Consider the following 20,281-nt stretch of genomic DNA (forward strand, 5'->3'; position numbering starts at 1 on the left):
GCAGGACGAAGCCGACTTTCTGTGGTTTATAACAAGAGAATATTAAGGTAGCAATATTTAAGCGAAACAAAAAATAATGCAACTAAATCCGTCGCCTTAGCACCCGTACAAATTTGAAGTTCAAACATTATGCACATTTCGGGGTTTAGAAATGAGCTAACACCTATCACAATTAAACAGTCAGTAAATTGAATTTTTAATATTTATATCCGTTAGCGTGCATCACAAACCACCACATAAAATCTCTGACCTGCTTTTAAAAACAGTTTTATTCATACTATTTACAGGCATATCGGTACATGCTTTCGGCCAGGTACCTGTACCTGCCGATTCGGTAAAAGCCGATTCATTGCGCATTAAAGAAAAAGTAGTACAAGCGGCCAAACCGACTGATACTTTATATAAACAATATGACTTTGGCGACCTGGTGCGTAACATACTTCATCCCGGCCGACCGGCTGCAGCCGCCAATAAAAAGTCATCGGGAATTACCATCATACCCAACGTGGCATCTAATCCAACCATCGGGTCGCAAATTGGCATCAAGGCTGTAGCAGGTAAAAAATTAGGAAACGATCCTAATACCCTGTTATCGGTTGCTGCCACATCGGCATCTATTACCACCAAGGGGATCATCTATTTTTATATCAACCATAACATATATACACCTGGTAATAAATGGAATTTTCAGGGCAGTTTGGTTGCAGCCAAAACGGTTTCGCCCGATTATGGCTTGGGAATTGGCCAGGCATCAAGCGGCAGCGAAGCCGATCAGGTGCTGGCCAACCCCGGGCGTAAAGGCAGAGCGCTGCATTCGCAATTTTATAATATCCGCGAGAAGGTATACAAAGAAATTGATAAGGGGTTATTTTTAGGTGCGGGCGCTTCCTTTGATATCAGGCGAAAAATTGAGGATACCAAATCAACAACTAATCTTACCCCATACAATATCTATAGCGACCGTCATGGATTTGCCCGCGACCATTATGCTGCTAACGGCTTGCTTTTTAACCTGCAATACACCACCCGCGACAATCAAAACCGGGCCTACAGAGGGATTTACGTCGATGCCGGCTTCCGCATTAATCAAAGCTGGATGGGGAGCTCCAAAAATGCGGTACAGTTCACTACCGATTTCAGAAAGTATTTCAGCCTGTCAGAAACTAACCCCGAACATGTTGTTGCTTTCTGGAACTGGGGCTCATACCTTATCAGCGGTAACATCCCCTATCTCGAGTTGCCAGGCACCGGCAAAGATCCGGGCTTCCGGAGCGGCAGGGGTTATGTAGTACAATATTTTAAGGGTACGCAATATAACTACTCGGAAGTAGAATACCGTTTCCCAATACTGCGGAATAAATTTGTAAGCGGCGTGGCATTCGCCAACCTGCAAACAACCAATGATGAATCGGGCACCAAAATATTCCAGGTATGGCAACCGGGTTATGGCGGCGGTTTGCGGGTACTATTTAATAAAGCAACCCGTACCAATCTTTGTCTTGACTATGCCTTTGGTCGGTATGGTTCAAAGGGGTTCTTTTTGGGCTTGAATGAAGCATTTTAAAACGGCCTCTATGTTAATCACGAAGGCCGTTTCGTTAAATCGACTACGATAGTTTTGTATAGCTTACCTAGTATAAACAGCGAACTTAGTATTTTTAGCATTGAGCGGTGTCATCCATTTAATATCTTTTCTTTTGATCGTGCCGTTTAGTTGATCTGCAATTACCAATTGTTTTTTATTTATCAATATCGAGTCCTTATCGGAAGATATCACGATCCATCCTGTTTCATCCACCATATAAAACTTATTATCAACCTTAACCAACACATCCTGATTGCCAGCTTTTGCTGCAGATAGCTTATTATCAAATGTTCGGGCGATTTTTATTTGATCAAAATGTTCCAGCGTACTGTGATAATCCAGATCGCCAATCGCCTTGTTTACCATTTTTGAAAAAGAGTTTGATCCTGATCCTTTATCTAACCCAAAATACATCAGCGCTTTTGTATCTCCCGGCAAATTGCCCCAATGCTCGCTTTGCATAATGTTATTATAGCCTTTTTTAATAATCTTTAACTTAAACCTCATTTCCCCATCGGCCATAAAACTAAGAGAGATCTTAAAATAGCCCCTTACATCCGTTTTGCCAAGCAGTTTTTCATCGGCCCCGTAAATACCAGCTGCTTCAATTGGTAATAAGGTTTTTGAATCAACAATGAGACCAGCGATGTCTATATTTCTTGTCATTTTGTTATGTGTGCTGGCCAATAGCACGGCCGGGGTGAAAAACAGAAGTATCGCAACAAAAGACAACCTTGTTATTAAAATTTTATTCATGACAGTATTTAAGTTTAGGTGAAGATAGGAGTTTAACTAAAGAAAAAAAAATACGACATAAAATATCTGTGCTGTTAATTATTATTCTTAATTTTATATTACAAGCACCTGTGAAACAACCATGTAAATAAAAATACATGACATTCCTAACCCTATCAATAACCGGGAAGCATGGCCAAAAAGAAAACAGCCGATAAAGACAGCATATGGAAAAGCCTGCAATTGAAACTGGGCGTAATCACTGTTATTTTAGGTTTACTAACTACCGGGTATAATTTGATTAAGAGAGACCCGCCACCGCCGGTTAACCCTGATCTGAAGGCCAGCCTGGAAATTTCCTATATCAGCATGGTCAATGATATTTATGCCCTGGCGGGGGGTGATAGTGCTGTTCGGAAAAAGGATGCCTTTTATCTTGATTACCCCATACTCACCAATGAAATTTCGGATAAAAACCTGCAGAAAACCGATCAGCTTTTTAACGACACCACAGCTAACGATTATGACCTGTTTATCACCTGCCTGATGATCCAGAACAAAGGCAAAGGCGATGCATCAGACATTGAGCTTGACATGAGCAAGCTCAATATTAACCAGCCGCTTACCGTAACTGAAGACCCTCAAAGCAAAAATGATTATGACAGCCAGATCAGGGCCAAAGGCAACGCTGTAAAACAAATTATAAAACTACCTTCAAGGCTTTCAACCGGGCAAGGAATTTTAATCCCCCTATTCGTGACCTATGATAAACCAAACCCTGTTAATAAAAACAGACAATGGAAAATTGAATCGAAAACAATTTTTCTGCCGGATAATATCCGCTATACAGAACCGGCAGATACCGCCCGGAAATCATTAACAATACGAAAAATGCTGAGCCCGGTGAGGCTGGCCGAAGGTGTACAGGGGCGCGGATAGTTCGACAATGATCAGATATTCATAAGAATGGAAAATAACGAAAACCCAATACCGGTCAAACAACCTAAAAACAGCCTCGCCCTTATCCTGATAGTGGCTGGCTGTATTTTGATCATTGGCAACCTGTATTTTTATATTGCCCGGCAAAAGCGCAATACTATAAAAAGGCAACAATTGGACAGCCTTGCCAAACAGCTGGACACCGCTAACGCGAAATTTGAGATTGGTTATGGCGAAATGAGCATAGCCTCATACAACAAGATGAAAATAGCTGCCGGCCAAAAAGATCATAGCCCTTTGGTTTACCCGGTAATGAAGAACGAAATAGATGATCTCATTACTGCAGGAAGCTATCACCCCGACTATGGAATTTCTTCCACCTACCTGGAGGAGTTTACAACTTTATACAGGCAAAAAAAGCTGAAGCCAATGGGTACGGCAGTAGCCTGCTTAATTATTAAACAAGTTGGAAAAGGCAAAGCAGAATCTGTAAAGCTCGACATCAACCGTTTAAAGCTTGATGAAATAAGTGAAATGTATGACCCTACCGATATCAATAAATTTACAAATCCGGAACGTGCCGCTAAATCTTTCCATTCTAATTCACTGCAAATAGATCTTGGCGCAATGGATACCGGAGAGGCCTTGCTTATGCCCCTTTACATCAGCGACGGCTTCTTGAGATTAACAGAAGGCGGCGATCCGCCGGGATGGTCGGTTACCGCCGGGCCAATACTTCTCCCGGTTAGTTTAAATTATATCAAAAAAGATAAGCGTATTCAAAAGATCCCGCTGCAAGAAGTACTTAACCGGCCTATAGAGATCCTGGATTAGGAATCAGTTAAGGTACGATATGAACTATCTGCCGGTTAAACAAATTTTATAAATAAACAGGCCGCTCTAATCACAAGAAAAGCGGCCTGTTATTTTGTTACTACTGAAACTGGTTATTGACCGCTTGTAGCGCTCCAGCCATCACCCCAGCCACTGCCGGCTGCTGCTTTGGTACCTTTTAAAAGTTTATCATATTTTACTGTCTGTTCTTTAGTTAAAACAGCTTTGATCTTTGAGATGGTAGCTTCCCGTAATGGCTTAATATCAACCATCATTTTCGTATTATCACCTTTATCAGCGGCTTTGATCTTTTCAAACTTATCGGATGATTCCTGGTATATCACCGCAATTTTTTCGGTTTGTTTATCAGTGAGCTTTAATTGCTTTTGCAGGTCTTTTGATTTTTCAACAGGTTTGGCACCGGGTTTGGTTTGCGCGTTGCCTGCTACAGCCAATCCAATGAACATGCAGCATAGTAATAAGAGTTTTCTCATGGTTAAGATTTATTTTAATTGTTGTTGATATAAATGTAACTATTTTGGTATAAAACCAGAGCTAATATTTTCTATTACAGAAACATAATTTAATTTGTTTTGGCTGCCATTTGCATCGGCATACAACCCGGCATGTTTTTACTGCGGAAAATCAATTTTGTTAATTGGAGGGTTTTGTATTGTGCATTACCCTCGGTAATGTTTAAAAACTGGTTAGGGGCAACATTTTTAAAGTGCTGTACAGCGCCGCTTCCTGCCCACTTGATCTCAATTTCATCAATTATCCTGGCCTGGCCAACGCCTATCTCCTGCTGCAATGGCGATGACCCAAAGCTCCCGCCCGAGTTAACATCTTTATAAACAGAACGTTTAACCCCATTTTCGGTAAAAGTAAGTTTGATATGGCTCCCAATGGCTGCATTATTGGCTTTTATGCCGTTCAATTTCAGGCTAATCCAGTTATTATTACTTACACCGGGGTTCATGTATAGTGAACTGGTATATGAGTCGCCGATGTAAGCCCCGCCCATTTGGGCAAAAATATCCTGATGGCCGTTGTTCCGCAAATCGGCAAATGCAACACCATGGCCTTTTTGCAAATTACCCATACGTGATGACGAAGTAATATCGGCAAATCTTTTCCCGCCGATGTTCCTGAAAAATTTGTTAGGCACCAGCGATTTAAAATCGGGGTTACCTGTACCAAAATACATATCAGGATAGCCATCATTATCAATATCGCCAAAGTTAGCGCCCATGCTGTAAACTACCTTATCCAAACCTGCTTCTTTGGTTACGTTAGTAAAAGTGCCGTTATGATTGTTTTTGTATAGATAGATGTTGCCGGCTTCTGGCATGGCTTTGCCCAGGGCAGCAGCGGCACTGTAATACCCCAAAGTACGATCAAAGTGATAGTTGGCAACCATTAAATCGGGCCAGCCATCATTATTATAATCATAAAACCAGGTAGTAAAAGTCCGTTGTTTGATCTGGTCAAGGCCCGATTGTACGGTCACATCTTCAAAATCAACCCCGGCTTCGGTTTTGCCTTTATTTCTAAGCAGGTATTTGCGCCCGTCCATGGTTGAGATAAATATGTCGGCAAAGCCGTCGTTATCATAATCGGCAGATGTTATCCCTTTTACAAAAGCTTTGATGCCGCAATGGGCAGCCGTGGTTACGTTGCTGAATGTGCCATTACGGTTATTCATGTATAACTGGCAGGTTGATTCATCGGCGTAGTACATCGACTCCGAATTTTCGTTACCAACAAACACGTCTAGCCAGCCATCGTTATTAAAATCGGCCCAGGTTGCCGTTTGAGTAGGGTGAAGCATAAATAAACCACTTATGGAGGTTACATCAGTAAAAGTCCCATCGCCATTGTTGCGCAATAAGGAACTTGGTTGGTTGCCGAAGCCCTTGGTGAGCCATGCGCCACGCAAAACAAAAACATCCAGCTTACCATCATTGTTATAATCCGTTTGCTGGATATTCAGCCCCCCGGTAATCCCTTTTAAACCGGCGGCTTCGGTTCGGTCACTAAACGTGCCGTCCTGGTTATTTTGAAAGTAATGCATCGGATCGCTCAGGTCCCAGCCCGATGTCATGATATCAAGGTAACCATCGTTATTAAAATCATCAACAATGACCCCGCCTGCCCGGCCGTTGATGTTAAGGCCAAGGCTACCGGCCACATCAACAAAGGGTTTAACCTGTGATGCAGTATCCGGGTCGGCATTAAGGCCCGGGATCAGGGCATTCTTAGGCACTTTTTGCGGATACTCGCCAAGCGTCATATAGGCTATATTGATCAACCAGCGCGACTCATAATCATCCGGGCGAAGCTTTAACAATGCTTTATACACTTCAATTGCTTTTCTTGAACCTGTTTGGATCTTGTGCACCCCATCATCTTTAATTGGGAAGATACATGATGAGCCGGTATGGTTAAGCATACAATTGCTCCGTTCACCCAAACGCATGTAAGCTATGGCCTGTTCGGACAGCATCTCATCGGTCGACATAAAGTCGATATTATCCATCAGGTACTTATAAATGTTTACAGATTGCTGCTCCTGCCCGGCCTTTAACAACAGCGAGGCCTTTGAAAATAAAACCTCCTGGCTTTTGGCAAGCCGTTTAATTTTAAGCAGCGAATCGCAATAAGCCAGCTTCATTTCGGGGTTAAACGGGTTTGAAATGGTGTTATTCTTTTTATTTATCTGCTTCAACACCTGGGCCATCTCCTCATTAGATGAGTTTTGGCATGATGCTATTATGGTGAAGCCGCACAGCAGCACAAGCGCGGCGGTAACTTTTTTCTTTATCATAGGATGTTTATATACCCTCGCGGATAAAATGCCATGGCTTTTACCCGCGATAGATGTGGTATTAAATTGTCAATAGAAATTTCGGACAACACGACCATGGGCATTAAAACAAATGCAGGTCGGTAAATAGACTAAATGGAGAAAATCAGCAGGTTGCTTTGGGTGGTTGTTCGGGAATATCCTGATGAGAACTTACTAACGATTGCACAGGTTGTACAACGTTTTCAGGCAATGGTGTTACAGGGCAGTAAAATTCAAATTGCACAAATGAAAGGTTTACATTATCCTTTAAAACCATTTTGCCAAAGGGCACATGCTCTTTGGGAGAAACAGGAGCACCCTTTATTCCTTTTGCATCAAGCACATTGCTATCGGCAAAGCGGGTAGTTTTATAATTAGGAATGCACATCAGGTGAAGGGCATTCCTCGTCAATCGCATTTTTACGTAATTGTAGGTGGCGTTTCCAAATGTAATGTGCCCCGATATATTTTCAAAAGTTCGCCAATCATGAATAGCAGGTAAGTTAACCGGGATAGAGACTTCGGTAAGGTCATTTACATTATACAAGCCTTTCCCAACCTGTTCATTAAAAAACCGGTCCGATTTATAAACCAGGTATTGGTGCAAAGCCAGCTGCCCGCCAATGTTAAGCAGGTAAATATTGAGCAATATTAAGGCAACAATCTTTTTCAAATGGTTTATAGTAATCTAAAGATGAGGTTTATAAACGATATTTTCAAGCTTTATCTATATTATTATGCAATTAATATTATTTAACGGGATTTAAAATATATAATACCAGGCGCATAATTGACTCACCTTGTCGGCGCTCGGCCGGACCACCCTCTCTATAACTTCGCAGCATAGCGAGTAGGGAAAATAAAAAAACAGACAGAGGCTGTATCATAAATCATGATCAGCTTTTCTTTAATTTATTCAGATACTTAAGCGATATATAGTTTTGGGTTGGATTGCCCTGTTAACAAAAAGAGGGGTTAACAGGGTTAACACAATTCAGGATTAACATTCATACATATAACTAACAATCAGAGAATTGAATGTTTTTTTTCGAAAAAACGTCAACCCCTTTTTGTATAAATATTATCGGCTAATTTTAATTCATAAGTAACACCACACCAGGGGCGATCAATTTGATTTATGATACAACCCCTACCAGCACAGCGATGTTCGGATGGGTCGATGCGTTTAATGTATACAATCAGTATTATGCCTTTTTCAGCAGGAAACGTTTCTTTAACCAATCTCTGACAGGCTCATCATACAATTTGAGGCAACCGTAGGCAATAGCTATACTGACTATAAAAATCCCCAGCCCGCCAAGCAGGCCCTGTGCCATGGGTACCTTATTATTTGTTACCCAGGCTACGTGAAAATATATTAAAGGATAATGCGTAATGTAAAGCGGGTACGAAATATCCCCCATAAATTTGCAAATCCTGATCGAGTTTTTACTTTTTAAACTCCCGCCGGCGCCGATAGCAACAATTAACGGAAAAACGATAATAATACAAAAGGACTCATACAAACCATTCATCCATAAATGTTCAGCCCCTCCTATTCTTGGCACGCATAAAACAGCAATGATCAAAATACTACAAACCGTAAACGCGCCTTTAACATGAATGAGTTTACCCATGCGACACAACAACATGCCAGCAAAAAACGGATACAGCAACCGCGTGAACCCAATATAGAGCTGTGTTTTATCAACCGACCAGCCGCCGATGACATCGCCCTGCGGCCCCATCACGGTATAATGAATCAGAAGGCAGGCCGATGCAAAAACCAATATGGCCAGCAAGGTTTTGGAGAACTTGCGGATCACCAGCGCGTACAGGATATTAGCGATATATTCAAAAAACAGTGACCAGGCCGGCCCATTTAAGGGGTGCATTTCCTGCCAGCCGCGGATATCCATAGACGGCAGTATGGGTATCAGCGTACAACCAACCAACATTACCAATAGCATTTTCCAAACCGGCGTATCATGAATAAGCGGAAAGGCTGTGCCGCTTTGCGAATAGAAGAACAGCGCACCAATAATTGATCCGACAATAACCATTGGCTGCAGACGAATAAGACGGCGTTTATAAAAATCCCATTGGGTCATTTTGCCCCAGCGGTCATCATAGGCATAGGCAACAACGAAACCAGAGAGCACAAAAAAGAAATCGACTGCCAGGTATCCGTGATTTATGATTTGCTTAAAGCGGTTACCATCAGCATAGGTTTCAAAAACATGGAAAGCCACTACAAAGAGGGATACCACACCACGCAATCCGTCAAGAATTTGATAATGACCTTTTGATTCAAGGTACGTAGGGTTTTTACTCATCAGCAGGAAAAATAAAATTGGTTGTTTTGGGGTTGATAGCACGCACTGCAAACAGGGCATAGCACCATGGGTATAAAGATGCTTTAATTTGTTGGCAAGTCAAAACCGCTGCTGCTGAATAGCTTAAATTTGCGACAAATACATAAAAATAAATTGCTTGTACTCCCGTTATAAGTCAGGAAATATTACATCCCTTAATATAAACCAACCTTTATCATGAAAAATATGCTAAAATATCCGCTAAGCGTCATCCTCTTATTTATCTTAAGCGCAATTGATCCCGCTTGCGCGCAAAAAAAGATTTCCAAAAGTGCCGACTCCGCAGCCCGCGTAAAAGCTTTGGAAATAAAAAAGTTTCAGGAGGCTGTAGAAGCAACTCCGGATAGCCTTAAAGCACATGATGCATACATCGGGAAAACGGGTATATATAATCCTGCGCTTATTATCCAATACGACAAGTGGATGAAACAATATCCGCAAAAAGCAAATATTCCCCTTGCCATAGGCGAGGCTTTCTATAACCGAGAAATGCCGCAAGCAAAAAAGTACTTACTGAAAGTTACAGAAATAGCTCCTAACATAGCCAAGGTATGGTATATGCTCGCTTTTGATGCTGATAGATGGGGGCACGACACCGAGGCGTCAGAATATATGAAAAAGGCAAGTATCGCCGATACTACCGATGCCAGTTATGCCTATTATTATGCCGAAACACTTAAAAAACACGACCCAAATCTATACAAACAGAAAGTACTTGATATTGTGAAGCGCTTTCCTGGTAATGAGCGTGGCGCCCAGGGTTTGTACTGGCTTGCTGAAAGGGCGGTTGACACTGCGGATAAGATCGGGTACTTTGAGCAGCTGCATTCACTATATCCACCGAAAAAATCCGAATGGTCAAATGCAGGCATGCAAAGTTTATGGGGTGTCTATATAATCACCGATCCGGAAAAAGCCCTTTCATTAGCTACCGAAATTGGAAACTATCAAAACTGGAAACCTTTAAGACTTTTTACGGAAAATGTTATTGCCGAGCGAAAGTTGGCTGCAAACCAGGATTATAGAGGTGCGGCAACGTTGCTTGCACAGGTAAAACCGCCAAGGTATCCTGATATCAGTGATTTTTATTCGCAGGAACAGGCTTCTTTGCAGGAAAAAACAGGAGATGTTAAAGGAGCCTACGATACGTTGGTTAAAAAACTTGCAAAAATGCCAATTGAAAGCACTATGGCTATAACAAAAAGATATGGGGAAAAATTGGGCAAAACCAACGATGAAGTACAACAGGATATCCAAAATATCCGGGCCGGGGCCGCTGTTAACGCATATCCATTTGAACTTGGTCTTTATAGCGGTAAAGGAAAGCTTGGTTTAAAAGACCTTAAGGGGAAGGTGGTTTTGCTGACCTTTTGGTTCCCTGGCTGCGGGCCATGCCGACGAGAATTTCCGCATTTTCAAAAAGCTATAGACAAATTTAAAGGCAAAAACGTAGAATACATAGGGATCAATGTATTGCCCGAGCAGGATGCCTATGTATTGCCATTTATGGCAAATACTAAATTCTCATTTATCCCTTTACGCGACACGCAGGGTTTTGCTTCAAAAGCTTACGGCGTTACCGGCGAACCCGAAAATTTTTTGATTGACCAAAACGGAAAAATCATGTTCCGCAACTTCAGCATTGACGAAAATAACGTCCATTCGTTAGAAATGATGATCTCATCTTTATTGGAAAAAAGGCCATAAGGCTTAAGGTAAGAATGTTGGCATGCCCACAGCTACAATCGCGGCTTAGCGGCCAGCACTATTGGCGTGGTTTCCACAAGCTCAAGCGATTTAACCATATCTTTTGTGGTGCTTTTGTATTTTTTAAAATGAGGTGTTTGCAGGTGGGCCTGGTATGCAGCGGCATTAGCATAAATTTCAAAAACTGTTATGTGGGTGGGGTTATTCTTTTCGGCTACTGCGTATAGGGTTAAAACGCCGGGTTCAACGCGTACGGCGGTTTCGGCATGCTCTTTAAGTGCAGCCATATAATTCTGCAATTGAGCAGAATCAATTATAAGTTTGGCTATGCGTACCACATTGTTTTTATCCTGGGCGGTGGCACTATGTGGCGAAGATATCGATAACATAAAAATTATTAAAACTGATAGCAACCCGCTGCCAAAAGCTGGTATCCATGCTGTGCGGGTATGTTTTCCTGTTGGTTCTGAAATTTCATTTATAGCTTCCATTTTTTACTTTTTATAAATAACTCAACCACCATTTTCCTTTATTGGCCTGTTTGTAATCATCATAGCGCTTGCATAAAGGATATAAGGCCATTACTATTCCAATCCAAACAAGATACGCAACCGGCAATGAAAACCCGTAGCCCTTCAGGTTTGTTGTAAACCAGATAGGTTGTTTCAGGAACCAGATCGTCCAGTCCTGCCCGGGCGTAAGCGCTGATGCGATAATTGCTATCAGGTGGATTATATAAATATGAATAAGGTAATAAAACATGGGCACCCTGCCATATACCGAAACTACTTTTACAACAGCTCCTTTTGATTTTTCAGTGAATGACAGGAACAGAAAGGCCGCACCCAGCGTCAACAGGAGGTACAACAACGATGGCGGATATTTATTTACCTTAATAAATGACAGGATGGTAAATAATGTATTTTTCTGTACGCTCCATTTCACCGGATCTCCATATAGATTGGTATAACGTAATACAATAAACAAAGTAATACAAGTGGCACCGGCTATCCATAAGTTTCGTTGCCTTTTGCCAACCTCATAGCCCGCCGTATACCATCCGCCTAAACAATAACCTAATGACATAACCGCCATAAGGGGTACAATGGGATACCCTACCAATAAAATTTCCTTATGCCAGGTAAAAAACTGCTGGTCATGAAGCAGCGACCAGCCAAAAGCCGGCAAAGTGCTGCCCGGCACATGAACGCCGTCTAAAAGATTATGCCCCAATATGATTATAACGCTAATGCCCAGGACCAATTTTTTAGGCAGATGGATCAATGCCGCCAGTATGATCATGCTTAAGCCCAGCGCCCATATCGTAATAAAGAAAAACATGGGAAATGTGATATTGAAGTTCCAGCCGAAGTTAACCACGAACATTTCGAGAAATATGAGCCACAATCCCCGTTTTACCAGGAATATGGATAACTCTTTTTTAGTTTTCTTTTGCCCGATGAGGTATGCCGATGTTCCGGCAAGCAGCATAAATATCGGGGCGCAAAAATGAGTTATCCACCTGGTGAAAAATAATATGCCGCTTGTTTTTGTAAGGTCAAGCGGATCATAAAAAAATGACCCGGAGTATAAATAATCCCTCACATGATCAAGTGCCATAATAATCATGATAGTACCCCGTAGAAAGTCAATAGAGGTTATCCGGTTTTTTAAAATTGTGCTCATTCAGGTTTTTGGGGTAAAATTAAAGATAGCACTTTTTTGTAATCCGTTTTTTACAAAGATTTGTCAAATTTCATAGCCGACAAAGAGGGGCTGTAAAAAGGTCGCACGCAGAGACCCGGATTAAACACTCAGTATAACACCAATTCAAGTCTGACTATAGACAATACTAATAAATTTTATCAGATATTAAAATTACCATATTAGCCAATTCATCATTCACCAGTATACCACATGCCATAACATTCCTTTTAACCTGTGAATATGGTGAGGCTATTTGTACCACGCAAGTGCCGCAACTACCCATTCCGCAACATAATCCCAATCCCGGGATTGCCAAATAATCTGCTATGAGCGACATCAAACTATGATACTGCCCATGAACAATTTGTAACCGGTGACTTTCGCCCAGATAATTAAGTGTTAGCGGTATTTTATTGCTTTCCATTATTTGCAGGTAGTAAACGCCGGTTTAGTAACTAATAAAAAACTATCTTCTCCGCCCTATAACTACTGCAACAATGACCATAGCGGCAGCGGGAAATATCTTATTAGTTGTAACCGCATGTATTCGGCGGTTCCCGGTGTACAATGTTATTAATAACGCCCCAATAATACACGGGTAAGCAGCTTATCCGAATATATCCCATAACTATAGTTGTTAAGTTTGATAGTATCAATCCTCATACAAACGTTACCTGCTAACATTTAAAAATTTGTTGAGGCGTTAAATTGGTGGCCACTTTATGAAAATATTACGTTTTACTTCACCACCTCACTTACCAAAATAACAGGACTGACATTAGTATAATTTGCAAAATCCGCACGGATGGCGTCTCTTTTGGGCGCTATAGCGGTTTGATAGTCGCTTAGGCTTTTTACATAAAAAGTGCCGACTGCCATAAAAGGCAGCGGTTGGTTAGGGATACCACTTGCAATCCCTTTTTCAATGGTGTATTTAACCAAATTTGATCCTAAAAGCTGCGCCACCATCGGCATGTGCTTCGTTTCATAATATTCCATATTAAAGGTTTTACCTTCAGCATAAGGATACATGACTGATATTTTAACTAAGCATTTTTCAACAATAGCTTCGTTCTTCTTTTCCTGACTAAACGCAGTAAAGCAAGTGGCCAAAAGGATAAATGATAAAATTAGTCTTAATTTCATAACTGGTTTATTTAAATGATAAAGCATTCTATTTTAACAGATTACACAAATATTAAAATATTGCCATTATTCACAAAACATTATGCTGACTAATGTTTAAAGTCGCACGAACGGACATGCCACGAGATTACTTATAGGACAAAAACAAAAGCCTCAAATCTTTCGACTTGAGGCTTTTGACTTTTTTCTGGTAGCGGGAACAGGACTCGAACCTATGACCTTCGGGTTATGAGCCCGACGAGCTACCAACTGCTCCATCCCGCACTATTTTGATAGTGCAAATGTACAATAAGTTATCACATCTGTTTGTCACAAATTGGCTCATGTGGCCAACAATTTCTTAACACACTATAATCTAACCTTTTAATTTGGTTGATATAAGTCAATTTCTTTCTTACTATAAATCAATGTGTGGCGTTTGGGTACTTTGCACCTTTGTGATACCCTGACCGATGAACGGACAGGATCATAAAATTTCAAAGAAATGAAAACCGCTAAAGAATTATTGCTCAGCTATCTTGAGCATGTCAATAACCCCGATACAGCTATTGAACTTTTTGCCGACGACGCAGTGTTCGAGCTTCCCTACCTTGCAAGTTTAGGTTTACCCTGGCAATGGAAAGGCCGGGACGTAATATATAATTTCCTTAAAAACCTACCTAAAACATTCGGCAACTTCAAATTTCAAAACATCAGGATCCATATTGATACACCTGATCAGGCCTTTGGCGAATATGATGTGAACGCTATAGTCAATTCGACAGGCCGGATTTATCCGCAAACCTATATGGGGCGCGTGGTTGCCGAAAATGGTAAGATCAAACTGATCCGCGAAGCGCTTGATATGGTTGTAGTGGCCAAAGGAATGTTTCCTGACGGGCTGGCACACTTAGCTTAAAGCAACCAACCATAAGCTGAGGTTCTTTTATAAAAAAATGGTAACCAGAGCATAATTTGGATGATGTTAATCTGCTCCCTTAAACTTGATAATAATCGGGCGCAAGAGAGGCTATCAGAGATAGTTATATTTTTATTATCATTGCTTCAGACATAAGAAATATCAATGAAACAGGATCAAATATTTAATTTATTGTGGAAGGGGTTACTGCTTACTTTTCCGTTCAGTTCTTTATTGACATTGATAATAGTTCAGATTGCTTTTGGGAAGATGTCGCAAAGTTTTGAGGGCGGACAAGGTGTTGTTCTGCTTTCCATTGGTGGCGTACTTTGGTGCCTTGCACTTACAATAAGCGCCGCAACGGTATTTTTCAATTTATATCCCGCTATAAGAGATAATATATATTACTGTTTTTTGAGTTATTTCATTGTACCTTTTTTTATTGCGTTATATATTGGGCTCAATGCTAATGCCTCTGATATGGCGAAATATTTTTTTGCTCTAACCGTACCTTTCTTTGTTGTACAAACCTGGTTTTTCATAAAATTTATTACCCAAAAAAAATGTTTTGATCAAAATCACAAAGGCCTCAACTAAAACAGTTGAGGCCTTTGTGATAACAAGATATTCTTCTATCAATTAGCCACATCACTATTTTCAATCCCTGTTTTGTTTTTATTGATCCTGTCTTTTAAGCCTCCAAAATTGTAGTTCAGGCTGATGCTGAATGACCTGTAATAATTCATGCTTTGGTAGGTTTGATTAAATTGAGGACCAAATGTTTTGCTTACACTGTTGCGGTATTTGGTAAACGGATTTTTGATCCCCCCAGAGATACTGAACTTATTTTTTACAATATCCTTGTTGAAATTTAATGCGCTGTAAAAAAAGCCGTTGGTATACCCCTGTAAACCTGTAGGGTTGCGGCTATTTATACCCAAATCGGCATTCAGGGCCCAGCCATGGTTCTGGCGTACTACGTTTGATAGCGTGGCCCCATACATCAGCAGGTTATTGTTCACTAATTTTCCACCGGCCTGGCCTTGCAGCCACAAGTACATCATATTACCATTGAGGCTTACGTTGTAAATTTTAGTCACAGGGTAACTAAGGTTAAAATTAACGCCTGCACTGCTGGCCTTGCCGGTATTAGCATAGGTAACTTGTGTAACCTGGGTGGTCCGGTCAAAATTAACTACCTGCAAATCGAGGTTGTTCATGAACGAATAGTCGAGCCCGATGTTTACTGATAATTTTTTATTGCTGCCATACCCAAGCTGGATATCGTTCAATAAAACAGGTCTCAGGTTGGGGTTACCGGTAACTTCATAATTAGGGTTTGAGCGGTCAACATAAGGGTTAAGCCTGTTGATTCCCGGCCTCCTGATCCTTTGCGAAAAACCGAAGTTGATACTGCTTTCGTCTTTAAATCTTTTACTTACCGAAACAGAAGGAACAATGTTAAAATAGTTTTGATCGGCCACAGATGCCGTGCTCATGAAATCAGCCCGGATCACGGTTTCCTCAACCCGCACACCGGCATTGATGTTCCAACTGTTTAAAGCCAATTGATAGGAGTTATAAGCGCTAAATACATTTTGGGTATTGGTAAACGCGTTTGACTGCGCTGCATCATGCTCATATATACCAGTTGTTTCATTTAATGAGCTATAGCTAAAATCGCTGCTGTTATTCCTGAATATAGCTTTAATGCCGCCATCAATGGTCATTTTATTTACCGGGGTAACAAAATCAACTTGTACAGTGTGTTCTTTAAATTTTTGTTTATCGCTTTGTTGAAAATTGGGGCCCGGGAAATTTACCCTGTCAAAAAATTGAACGTCGCCATTTTTGTTATTTGTGTTGCTGCTGTACATGTATGAGAATGTAAGTAGCCTGTTTTTAACTCCTTTAAAGCCCAATTCATAATTGATACCTGCATCAATGCCGTGGCTGGTGGCCTTATTATTGTTTTGAAAACGGTATTGCTCAGGCTGACTATCGCCGGTTAGCAGAGACGACTGCCCGTTATGATCGGTTGCACGGCTGCCGTTATAATTGAACTGGGCGGTTAATAAATTCAGTGTATCTATCTGCAGACTTAATTCGGTTCCGAAATATGCGGTTTTATTATTTGAATGTTGATAACCGGTTTGCGCCAGCGTTGTACCGGCAGTATCAACACGTTTGTTGGTATTATAGGTTTGCGGCGAATTGTTGATGCTGCCACCGCCAAAAGCAGAAACACCAAACTTGCCTTTTTTAGCCGTAACAGAACCTCCAATGCCAGGGCCACCTGTAGGCAAGCTTTCATTGATATTTACAGAACCATTGATACCATCGTTGACTTTTTTGCTGGTGATGATGTTAATGATGCCCGCCAAACCTTCGGCATCATATTTTGATGGCGGTATGGTGATCACCTCAATCCGCTCAATGGTTGATGCCGGTATGCTTTTTAAAACGGCTTTAAGGTTGCTTTCCAAACTGCCGGAGGGCTTACCATTAATAAGCACTTTAAAGCTTGAATTTCCTTTAAGCAGTAAATTATCATCCCCATCCAATGACAGGTAAGGAATTTTCCTCATCATGCTTAGTACATTATTTCCCTTACTTTCAGGATCCGCCTTCAGGTCGTAAATTATTCTGTCGGCCTTTTGCCTGATAATCGGTCTTTCGGCGGTTATGGCAACCTCTTTCAGGTTAGTCATTACATCACTCAAATAAACCGGTTTTAGCACCAGTGTTTGCTGCTGATGTGTAAGATCGAGGGCTATTGTTTTTGAGCTATAGCCAATAGCGTTAATCGACAGCGAATAGTTTGACGGTTGTACCGAAGCAAAACTGAAGGAGCCATCGTCTTTAGTAACAGCAACCATAATGGTTTCATTGGCAGCATTCTTTAGCCGTACGGTTATCAATGGCAAAGGCGCTTTGGTTACTGAATCAGCAATATCCCCTTTTACCTGCACCGGGGTTTGGCTATAGCTATTGAGGTTATAAATGATTAACACAGCTATCATCATGATGAACTGTATTGCTATTTGTTTAGTTTTCATATTTGTGAGGGTGTTAGATTTTGGTTGATTTTTTAGGCAAAAGGATTCCCGGAAAGAACTTCTCCCTTTAAAATTTGATGGCACAAGCGATTAAACCGCCCGCTTAGTACAATAAATCAGGCTGATTATTTAATCCTTACGGCGGCGAAGCAGCAGGTAATAGATTAGAAAGCCGGCTGAGATAAAGATCATTTCAACTCCGTAAGGAACGGGCGAATCTTCGGCACTGTAGGGGATGAATTGCATTACTATAAAACCTATACCGGCGCAAAGAAGGATGAGCCCCCATTTTAAGGCCTCGTTGCCTGAGTTTAACTCGGACAGAAATTTCACGCTGTTCTCATCCAGCGGCCCCGATTTAATAATGCGTTTTTTCAGCATGTAATTATAAAGGGCAAGTATGAATATGGCTATCAGTATAAAGAATACAATGATTACGATGAATGGCATTAACTGTTTCATGATCTTGTTTGTTTAAGTATTTGCTACAGTAGTCAACACATGCTGTACCGCGGTTGCAATTATTTTTAAATATTTTTTATTCTTTTTTGCAACCGCTAAACCTTATATATTGACTACTGTAATATGTTTAATGAACACGAGGTTGTATCCAGAATATTAAATAAAGATCTCCGGGCTTTTGAACTGCTGGTAAAGCAGTACGAAAAGCTGGTTTTCTTTGTGATAAACCGGCTGGTGCAAGACCAGCAAAACAAGGAGGATATATGCCAGGAAGTTTTCATTAAGATTCACCAAAACCTGCACCGGTTTGAGTTTCAGTCGAAACTGTCAACCTGGATAGCACGTATAGCCTATTTAACGGCTATAAACTATTTAAAAAAGAACAAGAACAATTTCCCTGCCGAATATCCCGAAAATATTGATAATTATCATTTTACAGATGAAAACCCCGAACAGGAACTGATAAAAAAAAATAGCGCAGCTTATGTTAACCTGCTTATTGAGCAAATGCCGCATCAATATAAAACAGTGTTAACGCTGTACCACCTAAATGAGTTTTCATGTGCTGAGATCGAAGAGATCACGGGCATCCCGGAAGGAACAGTGAAAAGCCATCTTTTCAGGGCGCGAAAATTATTGAAAGAGAAAATTGAAAAAGACCTTAAGAAAGAAAATATATGAAAGAGCTGGATGACGACGAATTACAGGAACTATTGAACAGCGGCTTGGTTCCGGATAACAAAACACTTTCGGAAGAAGATAAGAACGATCTGCTCGCTTATCAAAACTTATTTACCGCACTGGGTACCGAGCCAAAAGAAGGCCTGCCTATGAGTTTTGCCGCTAACGTTAGGAGAAAACTGCAGGAACAAATCAACCGTAAAAACGATCTGCGCTTTAACTTGTTGGCGCTTGGGATATTTGCAGCGGGTTTGGCCCTGGCCTATGGGTTGCTATCGATAATGAGCCCAGAAAGTGGTGATATGTTTCTAAACGCTATGATCAGCTTTAAATGGGTATTATTGGCGCTGGTTGTTGGCTTCGTTGGATATCTTTTTATCGACCAACGATTGGTAAAGAGAAGTTATTAAAGAGCAGGAAAATATAGAGATGCATCATTGGGGAATGGGGGTTAACAGGGTTAACACAAATTCAGAAATATACTTTCAAATAACTAATAATCAATTAAATAAAACACACAAGGGGTTACACATCTTACAATGCACAGAGCAGGCTTACATGTTTTGCAACCTGCAAACGGGAGACGCATGTGATGTGTCTCTACATTAAGATTAACGGGCTTCTTCTAACGTATCAGGAACAGCATCTTCATCCTCTTCCTGTGGTTGAGACTCTTCCTTAAACACACGGATGGTTTTAATATACCTGCGCTGGTAACGTTCGTTCATGGCGGTTTCAGTAACGCCATTTTCATCACCCGATGTAGAATGGATAAACACCAATGGTTCACCAGGTTGTGATATCACAATACCAATATGCCCTGCACTGTGGTAATTGTGACTGCGGGTTCCGGTAAACAAAATCAGATCGCCAAATTTGGCGTCTTTAATATCAATCCCCTTAACCGGCGCAAAATCCGATGAACTGCGGGGGATAGAGATGCCGAAATGGGTAAAAACATAATTAACAAAACCCGAGCAATCAAAACCTTTTTCCGGGTTGCTTGAACCATACCGATACCTAACGCCTTTCAGGGTTTGGGCAAATTCAACCAACTCGTCGGGTGTGGTTTCGCCGGTTTCATAATTGGCCTCAACTTCGGCATAATGATGCCTCAGCCTCGCATGGCTATGCGATTTTACCGTTTTATTTGCTTTATGTTTTTTTGATGCGTGAAGTACGGCAGGCTTTGCCGGCTTCATAAGTGATAAACAAGCTACAAGGAGGAGTTTGGAACCAATTACAACATGCATTTTGTAATGATAGGTAAAAATTTCCACGGATAGTAATCAAAATGTAAAAAAG

At 41.0% G+C, this 20,281-nt stretch carries 19 protein-coding genes and 1 tRNA gene; 7 read left to right on the forward strand and 13 right to left on the reverse strand.

The window, feature by feature from the left end; all coding sequences use genetic code 11:
- Positions 1-217 precede the first annotated feature (217 nt).
- Positions 218-1,564 carry a BamA/TamA family outer membrane protein gene (locus J3L18_RS23600; RefSeq protein WP_223266216.1) on the forward strand — a complete coding sequence of 449 codons (1,347 nt, stop codon included), beginning with the start codon at positions 218-220 and terminating at the stop codon, positions 1,562-1,564.
- Positions 1,565-1,627: 63 nt separating this feature from the next.
- Here the strand turns inward: J3L18_RS23600 and J3L18_RS23605 are convergent, their stop codons facing one another.
- The gene (locus tag J3L18_RS23605; RefSeq protein WP_129570439.1) at positions 1,628-2,251 is read right to left on the reverse strand and encodes a hypothetical protein; all 624 of its coding nucleotides are present in this window, start codon (positions 2,249-2,251) and stop codon (positions 1,628-1,630) included.
- Positions 2,252-2,512: 261 nt separating this feature from the next.
- Between J3L18_RS23605 and J3L18_RS23610 the strand changes: the two genes are divergently transcribed.
- The gene (locus tag J3L18_RS23610) at positions 2,513-3,259 is read left to right on the forward strand and encodes a hypothetical protein (RefSeq protein WP_129570438.1); all 747 of its coding nucleotides are present in this window, start codon (positions 2,513-2,515) and stop codon (positions 3,257-3,259) included.
- A 27-nt stretch (positions 3,260-3,286) separates the two neighbouring features.
- Complete coding sequence (locus tag J3L18_RS23615) at positions 3,287-4,093, forward strand: hypothetical protein (RefSeq protein ID WP_129570437.1); 807 nt, start codon at positions 3,287-3,289, stop codon at positions 4,091-4,093.
- Between the two features lie 113 nt (positions 4,094-4,206).
- Here J3L18_RS23615 and J3L18_RS23620 read toward each other — a convergent pair whose 3' ends face one another.
- The 4 genes from J3L18_RS23620 to J3L18_RS23635 form a co-directional block, all read right to left on the reverse strand.
- On the reverse strand, positions 4,207-4,587 hold the full coding sequence (locus tag J3L18_RS23620; protein ID WP_129570436.1) for a hypothetical protein: 381 nt from the start codon (positions 4,585-4,587) through the stop codon (positions 4,207-4,209).
- Positions 4,588-4,676: 89 nt separating this feature from the next.
- The gene (locus J3L18_RS23625) at positions 4,677-6,920 is read right to left on the reverse strand and encodes a CRTAC1 family protein (RefSeq protein ID WP_129570435.1); all 2,244 of its coding nucleotides are present in this window, start codon (positions 6,918-6,920) and stop codon (positions 4,677-4,679) included.
- A 145-nt stretch (positions 6,921-7,065) separates the two neighbouring features.
- Positions 7,066-7,614, reverse strand: a complete 549-nt coding sequence (locus J3L18_RS23630) for a hypothetical protein (protein ID WP_129570434.1) — start codon at positions 7,612-7,614, stop codon at positions 7,066-7,068.
- A gap of 532 nt (positions 7,615-8,146) precedes the next feature.
- Positions 8,147-9,277 (reverse strand): acyltransferase family protein, encoded by a 1,131-nt coding sequence (locus tag J3L18_RS23635; RefSeq protein ID WP_129570433.1) that lies wholly within the window; start codon positions 9,275-9,277, stop codon positions 8,147-8,149.
- Between the two features lie 216 nt (positions 9,278-9,493).
- Here J3L18_RS23635 and J3L18_RS23640 point away from each other — a divergent pair, with 216 nt between their 5' ends.
- Positions 9,494-11,023, forward strand: coding sequence for a TlpA disulfide reductase family protein (locus J3L18_RS23640; RefSeq protein WP_129570432.1), 1,530 nt, complete (start codon positions 9,494-9,496; stop codon positions 11,021-11,023).
- Positions 11,024-11,055: 32 nt separating this feature from the next.
- Here the strand turns inward: J3L18_RS23640 and J3L18_RS23645 are convergent, their stop codons facing one another.
- The 5 genes from J3L18_RS23645 to J3L18_RS23665 form a co-directional block, all read right to left on the reverse strand.
- A complete protein-coding gene (locus tag J3L18_RS23645; protein ID WP_189549324.1) occupies positions 11,056-11,514 on the reverse strand; it encodes a putative quinol monooxygenase in 459 nt (152 codons plus the stop codon).
- A 10-nt stretch (positions 11,515-11,524) separates the two neighbouring features.
- A complete protein-coding gene (locus J3L18_RS23650) occupies positions 11,525-12,709 on the reverse strand; it encodes an acetyltransferase domain-containing protein (protein ID WP_129570431.1) in 1,185 nt (394 codons plus the stop codon).
- A 166-nt stretch (positions 12,710-12,875) separates the two neighbouring features.
- A complete protein-coding gene (locus J3L18_RS23655) occupies positions 12,876-13,154 on the reverse strand; it encodes a hypothetical protein (RefSeq protein WP_129570430.1) in 279 nt (92 codons plus the stop codon).
- Between the two features lie 314 nt (positions 13,155-13,468).
- The gene (locus J3L18_RS23660; protein ID WP_129570429.1) at positions 13,469-13,876 is read right to left on the reverse strand and encodes an EthD family reductase; all 408 of its coding nucleotides are present in this window, start codon (positions 13,874-13,876) and stop codon (positions 13,469-13,471) included.
- 188 nt (positions 13,877-14,064) lie between these two features.
- A tRNA-Met gene (locus J3L18_RS23665) sits at positions 14,065-14,140 on the reverse strand.
- A gap of 220 nt (positions 14,141-14,360) precedes the next feature.
- On the opposite strand from J3L18_RS23665, the gene J3L18_RS23670 reads away from it, so the two are divergent.
- The gene (locus J3L18_RS23670; protein WP_129570428.1) at positions 14,361-14,774 is read left to right on the forward strand and encodes a nuclear transport factor 2 family protein; all 414 of its coding nucleotides are present in this window, start codon (positions 14,361-14,363) and stop codon (positions 14,772-14,774) included.
- A gap of 635 nt (positions 14,775-15,409) precedes the next feature.
- On the opposite strand, the gene J3L18_RS23675 is transcribed toward J3L18_RS23670, so the two are convergent.
- Positions 15,410-17,833, reverse strand: coding sequence for a TonB-dependent receptor domain-containing protein (locus J3L18_RS23675; protein WP_129570427.1), 2,424 nt, complete (start codon positions 17,831-17,833; stop codon positions 15,410-15,412).
- A 129-nt stretch (positions 17,834-17,962) separates the two neighbouring features.
- Positions 17,963-18,295: a DUF6249 domain-containing protein gene (locus J3L18_RS23680; protein WP_129570426.1), complete on the reverse strand. Its 333-nt coding sequence runs from the start codon at positions 18,293-18,295 to the stop codon at positions 17,963-17,965.
- Positions 18,296-18,418: 123 nt separating this feature from the next.
- Between J3L18_RS23680 and J3L18_RS23685 the strand changes: the two genes are divergently transcribed.
- Both J3L18_RS23685 and J3L18_RS23690 read left to right on the forward strand, forming a co-directional pair.
- Positions 18,419-18,976 (forward strand): RNA polymerase sigma factor, encoded by a 558-nt coding sequence (locus tag J3L18_RS23685; protein ID WP_129570425.1) that lies wholly within the window; start codon positions 18,419-18,421, stop codon positions 18,974-18,976.
- On the forward strand, positions 18,973-19,386 hold the full coding sequence (locus J3L18_RS23690) for a hypothetical protein (protein WP_129570424.1): 414 nt from the start codon (positions 18,973-18,975) through the stop codon (positions 19,384-19,386). The genes J3L18_RS23685 and J3L18_RS23690 overlap by 4 nt, the downstream gene beginning before the upstream one ends.
- Positions 19,387-19,587: 201 nt before the next feature.
- On the opposite strand, the gene J3L18_RS23695 is transcribed toward J3L18_RS23690, so the two are convergent.
- On the reverse strand, positions 19,588-20,178 hold the full coding sequence (locus tag J3L18_RS23695; protein WP_189549322.1) for a C40 family peptidase: 591 nt from the start codon (positions 20,176-20,178) through the stop codon (positions 19,588-19,590).
- Between the last annotated feature and the right edge of the window lie 103 nt (positions 20,179-20,281).

Origin of the sequence: Mucilaginibacter gossypii, assembly GCF_017569325.2 — a bacterium.
Taxonomy (GTDB): Bacteria; Bacteroidota; Bacteroidia; order Sphingobacteriales; family Sphingobacteriaceae; genus Mucilaginibacter; species Mucilaginibacter gossypii.